Source organism: Armatimonadota bacterium (genome assembly GCA_031459715.1).
Classification (GTDB): domain Bacteria; phylum Sysuimicrobiota; class Sysuimicrobiia; order Sysuimicrobiales; family Humicultoraceae; genus Humicultor; species Humicultor tengchongensis.
The window spans coordinates 1-9,358 of sequence record JAVKIA010000060.1 but is presented as its reverse complement, the minus strand read 5'-3'; the positions used below and the strand labels follow the sequence as shown (position 1 = coordinate 9,358).

The following is a 9,358-nucleotide window of genomic DNA, read 5'->3' as shown; positions in this document are numbered from 1 at the left end:
CTTCCTGCGCCCGGGCGAACTCCTGGGGCGGCAGGGGCCAGCGCCAGATGAAGTCGAAGGCAGGGTCCCAGCCGGGCAGCGCTCGCAGGGCGGCCTGGCGCTGGGCGATCTGCTCCGGGGTGTTCTTGCGCGGCCAGAGGTAGCGCCGCTCGCCTCCGGCCTGGCGCTCCTCCACCGGCCCCTGCGAGGATGGTGCGGCCCTGGGCTTGCGGTTCACGCCGGAGCGGTGCGCGCGGTGGGCGTCGCGGGGCTGCGGGGCACGAGGTCCCCGGGGTGGGCGGAGCAGATCGCCGCCAGCACACAGCCGAAACAGCGCGGCAGGGCTAGTCCGGCCAGGTGCCAGGTGCCGGAATGGGGTGCCGACGGCTCCGCTTCTTCCGCTATGGGGCCCTCCGGCGGCGTCGGCCCTGGCCGATCCGCGGGTGGGGCTCCGTTGCTGAGGCCGATGCGCCTGCTGAAGGACTCCAGCTCCCCCCAGAGGCGGTCCAGGAAGGCGTGGCCATCGAAGTTCAGTGCTTCGCAGTCCGCGCGCAGCCGGTCCTCCATAGCGCGCATGATGCGGAAGAGCTCGTCCCGCATCTCCAGCAGGGCCAGCCGCCGGGTGGGGTCCATGCGGGGGACGTTGCGCCGCAGGTAGTGCTCGGCGAAAGCCTGGTGCCGGGACTCGTCCACCAGGATCCTGGCGGACATGCGCCCGAACAACCCCTCGCGCTGCGCGTCGGCGAACCACTGGTAGAAGAGCTTGGCGAAGAGGTCGCTGATGAGGATCCCCCACACCCAGTCCACACGGTCTCCCCTCCGCAGCCGGTGGTGGTAACGCAGCATCTCGGGCAGCTCGCGCAGGCCCACGGGGTGGTAGCCCAGGCGTTTGTAGAGGCGGGTCAGCGCTTCGAAGTGGCGGGCCTCGTCCATGAGGAAGGAGGCCAGGTAGAGCTGCGCCGTGGTCTCCCCCGCTTCCATCAACTGCGGCAGGATGTTGGCCGCCCCGGCCATGGCCGTCTGCTCCCCCAGGTAGACCGGGGTGAGCATCCGCGCCAGCGCCCGGTACTGCCGCGAGGTCATCTGCAGGGACTGCCCCCAGTCCAGGTCGCGGGACGTCCACTGGGCCTTGGCCGCTTTGTGGAAGAGGTTGACCAGGAGGTCGTCCTCCAGATCCGGAAAGATGCGCACCACGCTGCGAATGCCGCTGGTGCGCCGAGGCGTCGGCCGCTCACTCACGGGTGGCTCCCCACAGCACACGGCGTGCCCGCCCACGACAGGCCGGGCTGCTTGAGGGCATTATACGCAATCCCCACCCTGCTGTCCTGTACCCCGGGCCGGAAGGGCCGGGGGTTTTGCTATGGTTAGGAGTGTGAGCCGCCCCCGGGAACCCCTGGCCGTCGAGGTGCTCACCCCGCTACTTGGGACCTGGAGAGGGACGCGCGTCCGGGAGTGGTCGCAGGCGCGGGGCGACTACTATCGTCTCTGGCAGTTGCTGGACGCCATCGGCGAGCGGTTTCGCGGTCGCGTTACCGTCTACATCGTGGACCCCGTTTCCCTCCCGGGAGTCCTCCGCATCACCCGTCACCGGATCCGTGGTTTTCCCGCTTTCGTCATCGGCGGGCGGGAGAAATACACAGGCTGGGACCTGGAGGAACTGGCGCGGCGGATCGAGCGCCATCTGGCGGCGGACTAGCCGGAGGCGGTCCTCTACGCGTGTTGCCCCGCGCGCACGGAGGCTGATATTCTGGTCTGGACCTGCGCCCGCAGCGGCGTCTGAGGGAAAGCGTGGAGATCATCGTCGCACGGCACATGGGGTTCTGCGGCGGGGTGAAGCGCGCCGTGGAGATGGCCCAGGGCGCCGCCCGGGGGACGGGTGGACCCGTCTTCACCTGGGGCCCCCTGATCCACAATCCCCAGGTGGTGCAGCGGCTGCAGGCGGAAGGGGTCCGGGTGGCGGGGCGCCTGGGCGACCTCGCCGGGGAGACCTTCGTCGTCTCCGCCTACGGGGTGGAGCACGCCGTGCTGCAGCACGCGCGGGAGCGGGGGATGCGCATCGTGGACGCCACCTGCCCCGTGGTCGTCCGCGCCCACCAGCTGGCCTTCCGCCTGGCCGAGGAAGGTTACCAGGTCATCGTCGTCGGCGACCACGGCCACCCGGAGATGGTCACGCTCAAAGAGGTGCTCGGGGAGCGCGTGACCATTGTGCACACGCTGGAGGAGGCGCGGAGGGTCAAGGTGCGGGGCCGGGTGGGCGTGCTCTCCCAGACCACCCAGTCCCTGGAGAACTTCCGGCAGATCGTGGCCGACCTCTCGGTGCGCGCCCGGGAGCTCAAGGTGCTGAACACTCTCTGCCCGGCCATCACCGTGCGCCAGGAGGAGGCGGAGGAGCTGGTCCGGCGGGTGGACGTCCTGGTGGTGGTGGGCGGTCACGGTAGCAGCAACACCACTCGCCTGGCGGAGCTGGGGCGGGCCCACGGCGCGCCCACCTACCACATCGAAGTCCCCGAGGAGCTCGATCCCGCCTGGTTCGACGGCGCGGACACCGTGGGGGTGATGTCCGGCGCCTCCACTCCGGACTGGATCATCACCCGGGTGCTGCACCGCCTGCAGGAGATCGGGGACGCGCAAGCGGTCGACGCCGCTGTCTCCTGATCTCCGGGCCCGCCGCGATGCGCCCGCCGGTCGTCGCCATCGTCGGCCGTCCCAACGTGGGCAAGTCTGCGCTCTTCAACCGCCTGCTCGGCCGCCGTCAGGCCATCGTGGAGGAGACGCCCGGGCTGACGCGAGACCGCCTCTACGCCCAGTGCACCTGGGGAGGACGGACCTTCCTCCTGGTGGACACCGGCGGGCTGGTGTTGCGGGAGAAGGGGGAGCTGCCCGAGGAGGTCCGGCGGCAGACGCTGCGGGCCATTGAGGAGGCGGACGTCCTGCTGCTGGTGGTAGACGCGCGGGCCGGCCTGCTGCCGGGAGACGCCGAGGCGGCAGAGGTGCTGCGGCAGGCGCGCAAGCCGGTGCTGCTGGTGGCCAACAAGGTGGACTACCAGGCCCACCTGGAGGGGATCTACGAGTTCCACGCGCTGGGCCTGGGGGAGCCGCTGCCCGTCTCCGCACTCCACGGTACCGGCGCCGGCGACCTGCTCGACGAGGTAGTGGCCCTGCTTCCGCCGGAGGAGGCGGCCCCGCCTCCTCCGGGGGTCCGGGTGGCGGTGGTGGGGCGACCCAACGTGGGAAAGTCCTCACTGGTCAACGCCATCCTGGGAGAGGACCGCGTCATCGTGGCCGAGGCGCCGGGGACCACACGAGACGCGGTGGACACCCATCTGGAGTACCGCGGGCGGGCCCTGACCATCGTGGACACCGCCGGCCTGCGCCGCCCCGCTCGGGTGGGGGACGCGATCGAGCGTTACAGCATCAGCCGCACGCACGCCGCCCTGGAGCGGGCGGAGGTGGCCATTCTCGTCCTGGACGCAAGCGAGGGCGCAGCCGACCAGGACCAGCGCATCGCCCGCGAGATCGTCGAGGCGGGTCGGGCGCTGGTGGTCGCCCTGAACAAGTGGGACCTGCTTCCACCGCAGCGCCGCATGCAGGAGGAGGTCCAGCGGGGGGTGCGCCACGCTCTGCGGTTTGCGGCCTACGCGCCGCTTTGCGCCGTCTCCGCCAAACAGCGCAGCGGGATCGCCCCCCTCCTGGAGGCGGTCATCCGGGCGGCGGAGGCCCACGCCCTGCGCGTGGCCACCGGGCCTCTGAACCGCGTGGTGGAGGCGGCACAGGCGACGCCCCCGCCCGCCGACGCCCGCGGGCGACGGGCGAAGATCCTCTATGCCACCCAGGTGCGCGCCGCCCCTCCCACCATCGTCCTGTTCGTCAACGACCCCGACCTGATGCCGGAGCACTACCTGCGTTACCTGGAGCGGACGCTGCGGGAGGCCTTTCCCCTGGAGGGCACTCCCCTGCGCTTCGTCCTCCGGAGGAGGGGGTAGGGGCGGGCGTGACGGGGGAGGGGAGGGCCCGGGCGATCTGGTTCCCGCGGCCGCGCGCCGTGGAGGTGCGCGAGGAACCCGACAGGCCTCCGGGTCCAGGAGAGGTGCGCATCCGGGCCGTGTGCTCCGCGATCAGCCACGGGACGGAGATGCTGATCTACCGTGGAGAAGCGCCCGCCGGGCTCAGGCTCGACCTCCCCACACTGCGGGGAAGTTTCGGGTTCCCCGTCAAGTACGGCTACGCCAGTGTGGGACGGGTGACGGAGGTAGGTTCGGGGGTGCAGACCCCTTCTCCAGGGGACCTGGTCTTCACCCACCACCCTCACCAGACTGTCTACACCGTTCCCGCCGGGATGCCCGTGGTCCTGCCGCAGGGTCTGCCACCCGAGGCGGGCGTCTTCCTGGCCAACCTGGAGACAGCGGTAAACGCGCTACTGGATGCACCGGTCCTGGTGGGTGAGGTGGTGGTGATCTTCGGGCAGGGAGTGGTGGGACTGCTGCTGACGCAACTGGTGCGCCGTCACCTGCCTGCGGTGTTGCTCGCCGTGGAGCCCGTTGCACACCGTCGAGCGCTGAGCCTGGTACTGGGCGCCGACGCGGCCCTCGATCCCCGCGAGGACATCCCCTCCGCGGTAGCCGCGCGATCGGAGGGGCGGGGAGCCGACCTGGTGCTGGAGGCCAGCGGGCAGCCCGCTGCCCTGCAGGCAGCGATGGACATCGCCGGGGTGGAGGGGCGGATAGTGGTGGTTTCCTGGTACGGGACGAAGTCGGTGGAGGTCGACCTGGGGTCGGCGTTCCACCGCCGCAGGCTGCGGGTGATCAGCTCCCAGGTGGGGGACCTCCCAGGGGCGCTCTCCCCCCGCTGGGATCTCTTGCGGCGAAGGCGCGTAGCTACCCGCCTGCTACCTGCGCTGACCCTTGCGCCGCTGGTCACCCACCGCATCCCCTTTGACCGGGCGGCAGAGGCGTATGCGCTGGTGGACGCCCACGCCGGTCAGGTGGTCCAGGTGGTCCTCACCTACGACGATGTTTGAGATCGGCGTCTCCGCCGAGTTTTCGGCCACGCACCGCCTGCGCGGCGACTTCGGCGCGGCCACGCAACCCCACGGCCACGCCTACCGGGTGGATGTGGTTGTGCGCGGCCCGGCTCTTGGCCCCGACGGGACGCTGCTCGACGTGGAAGCGCTGCGCCGCCTGCTTGACGACGCCCTGGCGCCACTGGCGGGGAGAGATCTGGACACCGTCCCGGGCCTCTGCGGCCTGAACACCACGGCAGAGGTCGTCGCCCGTCACCTCTTCCACGCCCTGCGCGAGGGACTGCTGCGCCTGGGTGATTCCGCGGGCGGACGGCTGAGAGCGCTGCGCGTTACTGTATGGGAGTCTCCGGAAGTCTGGGCGGGCTGTGAGGGGCCGCTGCGGAATCCTGCGGAGTGAGTGGCCGTGGGGCCTTCCGACGGCGATGTCACCCTGCTGGTTGCGGGCGAGCCCCACCGTCTGACGGGCGGCAACCTGTACAACCAGCACCTCTGCGCATCTCTGATCTCCGCCGGTGTCGACGTGGCGGTGGTCACCGCGCCGCCCGCGCTGTACCCGCGGGTGGCGATCGTGGACAGCATCTCCATCGCCCAGAGCTTCTCCTGGATCGCTGCCCGGCCGGTGAGGACCGCAGCCGTGGCGCTGATGCACATGCTCCCCAGTCTGCACGCCACCTCGGGGCCAGCCCGCCTGCGGTGGCGACGGCTGGAGATGGCCTTCCTTCGTCGGGTAGACCTCGCCGTCGTCGTCGGCCAGGACCTGAGCCGGTGGCTCCACCGCTTCGGGGTCGCGGGACCGGTGCACACGATCCCGCCCGGAAAGGACGGGCCCCGCCCACGGCCTGGCGTCGCTTTGGGCCACCAACGGAAAGCCGGCGCGGGCCTGCGGCTTCTCTGCGTGGCCAACTGGCTTCCCGTGAAGGGCCTGCATGTGCTCATCGAGGCCCTGGCGGACCTGCCCCCTGACGTGCGGCTCGACCTGGTGGGCGACCGCGCGGCCGATCCGGCGTATGCGCGGCAGGTTCGGGAGGCCATGCGGCGCCACCGCCTGGAGGATCGTGTGCGGGCTGCCGGCGTTGTGCCCCCCGGGGAGATGGGTGCAAGGTATGCGGCAGTGGACGCCTTCGTCCTGCCCTCTGGCTACGAGGGGTATCCCACGGCCCTGGCCGAGGCCCTGTGGTTCGGCCTGCCCGTGGTGGCCACGGCCGTAGGGGGAATCCCCGACCTGATCAGTGGCGGGGTGGAGGGGATCCTGGTGCCTCCCGGTCGGCCCCGGGCGCTGGCTGGAGCGTTGCGAAGACTCCGTGACGATCCGGCCCTGCGCGGCCGGATGGCTGCCGCCGCGGCAGTCCGCGGGCAGGCGCTGCCGTCGTGGGCCGACACCCGGGCGGCGCTGCGGGAGCTGCTCCTGTCGCTGCTGAGCTAGTGCGGCGGCTCCCCGGGGGCTGTCGATGGCCACCATCAAGCGGGCGCCCGGCCGCGACGGCCGCGAGCTGCTGTCCAGCGATCTGGGGGACCTTTTGCGTCTTGATGTTGTGGTAGGTTGGCGATGCAGTGCGCGTCACAGTACGCCTGCAGCCGATGGGTGTTGGCTTCCATGATATCCAAGGTCGATGGTCACCACGGGCGTGTCACGTGGGCCCAAGGCCGGCGGCGCAGCGACGGCAGGCATCGGGACACCTCGCCGTACCTGAAGCAGTCGATCGTATGGTCATTCACCATGTCCGCGGCCTGCATGAAGGCATAGCAGATCGTCGAGCCGGCGAAGCGAAAGCCCCGGCACTGCAGGTCCCAGCTCATGGCGTCGGACTCCTTCGTCGTCGCCGGGATCTGGCCCACGGTCCGGTAGCGGTGCTGGATCGGGCGGCCTCCGACAGGCTGCCAGATGTACCGGTCGAGGTAGCCAAACTCTTCTTGAGTGTCTAGCGTACCACCGGGCGCAACTCGCCCCAGCCCTTGGCCCCCACCACATTGGCCGCCTTGCTCGGCTCCACCTGGACGCCGGGAAGGGCCCGGGCCCGCTCAAAGAGGACTTGCTGGAGAGGCAAAGGCCCATTCTGATCCAGCGGCTGGTGCGGGTTCACCGAAGCCGTCCGCGGTCGCAGGCCGCGGCGGATCGGTGCGGACGGGATCGATGCCCGCGCATCGCCCATCGGTGAGACCCCTTCTACTGTCATCGGCGCCGCACGCGCCCGCCAGCCTAGTGGCGTTGAAAATTCAGCATCCATGCGGCTTGCAAGGGTCGTCGAACCTGTGCCCGCGTTTGCTACTTGCGTGTTACGTCTTATTTTTGTGTATTAAACTATTGCCGTGGTGGGCGGTGAAGGAGCCTGAGCGAAAGGGACTGAGATGGATCGCCACAACGAAACGGTCGAATTGGAGTTTTTCCACGACGTACTGTGTGCGTGGTGCTACGCGCTGTCGCCCCGGGTACCCCAGCTGGTCAGCGAGTACCCCGAGGTCCGGGTCGTCCACCGGGCCTTTGCCCTGGCGCCGTCGCCGGAGGCCATCGTAGTTATGTTCGGCTCCAAGGAGGCGGGAAAGCGCGAGATCCTGTCCCACTGGCGGGCCGCCAACCGCAACGACGACGAGCACCGCATCCGCGCCGACCTTATGGCGACCCGGCCGTTTGACTACCCGTATTCGATGCCCGGGCTTCTGGCCTGCAAGGCCGCCGAACGGCAGGGCGGCCAGGAGGCGCACGGCGCCATGTTCGACCGGGTGCAGCGCGCGCATCTTACCGAGTGCCTCAACATCGCCGACTTCGAGGTGCTACGCCAATGCGCCCACGACGTCGGCCTAAACGTGGCCCGCTGGGAGCGGGACTATCACGCCCCGGACACCCGCGACCAGGTGGAGCAGGACTTGGTCCGGGCGCGGCTCTACGGCATCACTGGCGTGCCCACGCTGGTCGCGGACCACACATACGGACTGACGGGAGCTCAAAGCTACGAGCGCCTCAAGGCCTGGCTGGAAGCCGTACTGCAGCAGCGGGCATCCCGCAGATCGGCACCGATGTAACCTGGAGGGGAGACCATGGCCTTTTGCGTGGTGCGAGCCCTACCCCACCCGCAGTGCCTCGCAGAGCTTCGCGACAGGCTGGATTCAGGAGTCTTTGTAAACCTGCGGCCCTTCGGCGAGGCGCTGACCGCATCCCTCAAAGGGGCCCGACGCGATCCGGAAACCGGAGGCGCCCGTTTCGTCCGGAGAGTCTCTCGGGCTGATCATGGCCGAGGACGCCGGGCCGGTCTGCGACTGGCAGACGAGGAATTGCGGCTGAAGAGCCTGTCCTGGACCGTCACGACAGCTCCGAACGGATCGCCTTCAGGGGAAGATAGCCGCAAGCCATGACAAGAGGTCGACTCGTCCTCATTGTGGTGGAGCAGACGACGCGAGGTGAGCGAGCATACGACATTTAGTCCCGCATGCTCAAGGAGCGGATCATCTTCATCGGTTGGCCCATCGACGACCACGTGGCCAATTTGGACCTACCCCGGTGTCATGGAGAGTGTAGCGCTGAGAGATTCGTGGCCGATCCACCACCTCCTCTCGAAGTCCGCAGGGACAGGTACCCCAGAGCTGAGTGCCGGCGCCGGCGGTTATAGAACCCCTCCAGGTAGGCGAACAACACGGAGCGGGCCTCGTCCCGGGTCTGGAACCGGTACCGGTCCAGGACCTCCCGCTCCAGGGTGGCGAAGAACGCCTCGCACAGGGCGACCTCGTAGGCGTCCCCCCTGCGGCCCATGGACGGCAGGATCCCCGCCGCCCGCAGACGAGCCCCGAACCGCAGGAGCGTCTCCCCACGAAGTCGTCCGACTTCGTGGGGCCCCCTGGTGTATTGCGCCCGGACCACCGCGGCAACGAACACCGACTTCGGCATCAGCAGCGCGGCCATGAACCGGTTCGCCTGAACCTCCCGCCAGTCGCTGCCTCCCCCGAACGCCACCTCCCGATGGAGGCAGCGGAACAGCCGGTCGGGCGGGTCGAAGAGCGAGGTCTGGGAAGGGTCGGGCTCCACCAGGGCCCGGTGGAGGAGGATGTGTCCGGCCTCGTGAGCAAGCGTGGCACGCCAGCGGCCCCGGCTCCCCGGAGGCGGGTGCGGGTCGTCCAGGGCGGCGCGGGTGAGGGCCGCGTTGACCTGGACCAGGGGAGGAACTCCGGGCCGGAACTCCGTTGCGCCCAGCACGTCGTGGGGCAACGGGGCATACTGGTCCAGGTCCGCCCCCAGGCAGCCCTCCAGGAACCGCTCCACGTCCACCACCGGCGCTTCCAGACGAGGCAGAAGGCCGGCTGTCTGCAGGGCCTCCTCCGCCATCTGGTCGATCTCCTGCGGACCGAACCAGACGCGCAGGAAGCCGTCCC

At 69.8% G+C, this 9,358-nt stretch carries 11 protein-coding genes and 1 pseudogene; 8 read left to right on the top strand and 4 right to left on the bottom strand.

Going from position 1 to position 9,358, the window contains the following annotated elements; translation table 11 throughout:
- Nucleotides 1-213 precede the first annotated feature (213 nt).
- Nucleotides 214-1,218 carry a hypothetical protein gene (locus tag QN152_13475; protein ID MDR7540514.1) on the bottom strand — a complete coding sequence of 335 codons (1,005 nt, stop codon included), beginning with the start codon at nucleotides 1,216-1,218 and terminating at the stop codon, nucleotides 214-216.
- A 121-nt stretch (nucleotides 1,219-1,339) separates the two neighbouring features.
- Here QN152_13475 and QN152_13470 point away from each other — a divergent pair, with 121 nt between their 5' ends.
- The 6 genes from QN152_13470 (at nucleotide 1,340) to QN152_13445 (ending at nucleotide 6,422) form a co-directional block, all read left to right on the top strand.
- On the top strand, nucleotides 1,340-1,675 hold the full coding sequence (locus tag QN152_13470; protein ID MDR7540513.1) for a hypothetical protein: 336 nt from the start codon (nucleotides 1,340-1,342) through the stop codon (nucleotides 1,673-1,675).
- Nucleotides 1,676-1,767: 92 nt separating this feature from the next.
- Nucleotides 1,768-2,634 (top strand): 4-hydroxy-3-methylbut-2-enyl diphosphate reductase, encoded by an 867-nt coding sequence (gene ispH / locus QN152_13465; GenBank protein MDR7540512.1) that lies wholly within the window; start codon nucleotides 1,768-1,770, stop codon nucleotides 2,632-2,634.
- Between the two features lie 17 nt (nucleotides 2,635-2,651).
- Nucleotides 2,652-3,962 carry a ribosome biogenesis GTPase Der gene (gene der / locus QN152_13460; protein ID MDR7540511.1) on the top strand — a complete coding sequence of 437 codons (1,311 nt, stop codon included), beginning with the start codon at nucleotides 2,652-2,654 and terminating at the stop codon, nucleotides 3,960-3,962.
- An 8-nt stretch (nucleotides 3,963-3,970) separates the two neighbouring features.
- Nucleotides 3,971-4,996, top strand: coding sequence for a zinc-binding dehydrogenase (locus QN152_13455; GenBank protein ID MDR7540510.1), 1,026 nt, complete (start codon nucleotides 3,971-3,973; stop codon nucleotides 4,994-4,996).
- Nucleotides 4,989-5,396 carry a 6-carboxytetrahydropterin synthase gene (locus QN152_13450; GenBank protein ID MDR7540509.1) on the top strand — a complete coding sequence of 136 codons (408 nt, stop codon included), beginning with the start codon at nucleotides 4,989-4,991 and terminating at the stop codon, nucleotides 5,394-5,396. Before QN152_13455 ends, QN152_13450 begins: the two co-directional genes overlap by 8 nt.
- A 6-nt stretch (nucleotides 5,397-5,402) precedes the next feature.
- Nucleotides 5,403-6,422 carry a glycosyltransferase family 4 protein gene (locus QN152_13445; protein ID MDR7540508.1) on the top strand — a complete coding sequence of 340 codons (1,020 nt, stop codon included), beginning with the start codon at nucleotides 5,403-5,405 and terminating at the stop codon, nucleotides 6,420-6,422.
- Nucleotides 6,423-6,613: 191 nt separating this feature from the next.
- Here QN152_13445 and QN152_13440 read toward each other — a convergent pair whose 3' ends face one another.
- Both QN152_13440 and QN152_13435 read right to left on the bottom strand, forming a co-directional pair.
- A complete protein-coding gene (locus QN152_13440) occupies nucleotides 6,614-6,883 on the bottom strand; it encodes a DNA-3-methyladenine glycosylase I (GenBank protein MDR7540507.1) in 270 nt (89 codons plus the stop codon).
- A 35-nt stretch (nucleotides 6,884-6,918) separates the two neighbouring features.
- On the bottom strand, nucleotides 6,919-7,080 hold the full coding sequence (locus tag QN152_13435; GenBank protein ID MDR7540506.1) for a hypothetical protein: 162 nt from the start codon (nucleotides 7,078-7,080) through the stop codon (nucleotides 6,919-6,921).
- Nucleotides 7,081-7,345: 265 nt separating this feature from the next.
- Here QN152_13435 and QN152_13430 point away from each other — a divergent pair, with 265 nt between their 5' ends.
- A complete protein-coding gene (locus QN152_13430) occupies nucleotides 7,346-8,017 on the top strand; it encodes a DsbA family protein (GenBank protein MDR7540505.1) in 672 nt (223 codons plus the stop codon).
- Nucleotides 8,018-8,343: 326 nt separating this feature from the next.
- Nucleotides 8,344-8,481, top strand: a pseudogene (locus tag QN152_13425) (ATP-dependent Clp protease proteolytic subunit).
- A gap of 14 nt (nucleotides 8,482-8,495) precedes the next feature.
- Here the strand turns inward: QN152_13425 and QN152_13420 are convergent.
- Nucleotides 8,496-9,358 (bottom strand): integrase core domain-containing protein (locus QN152_13420; GenBank protein ID MDR7540504.1); only part of this gene is annotated, 863 nt, incomplete at its 5' end.

Coding starts and splice junctions, on each gene's coding strand:
- QN152_13470 (MDR7540513.1), top strand. CDS start 1,340: ATGGTTAGGAGTGTGAGCCGCCCCCGGGAACCCCTGGCCGTCGAGGTG.
- der (MDR7540511.1), top strand. CDS start 2,652: ATGCGCCCGCCGGTCGTCGCCATCGTCGGCCGTCCCAACGTGGGCAAG.
- QN152_13450 (MDR7540509.1), top strand. CDS start 4,989: ATGTTTGAGATCGGCGTCTCCGCCGAGTTTTCGGCCACGCACCGCCTG.
- QN152_13430 (MDR7540505.1), top strand. CDS start 7,346: ATGGATCGCCACAACGAAACGGTCGAATTGGAGTTTTTCCACGACGTA.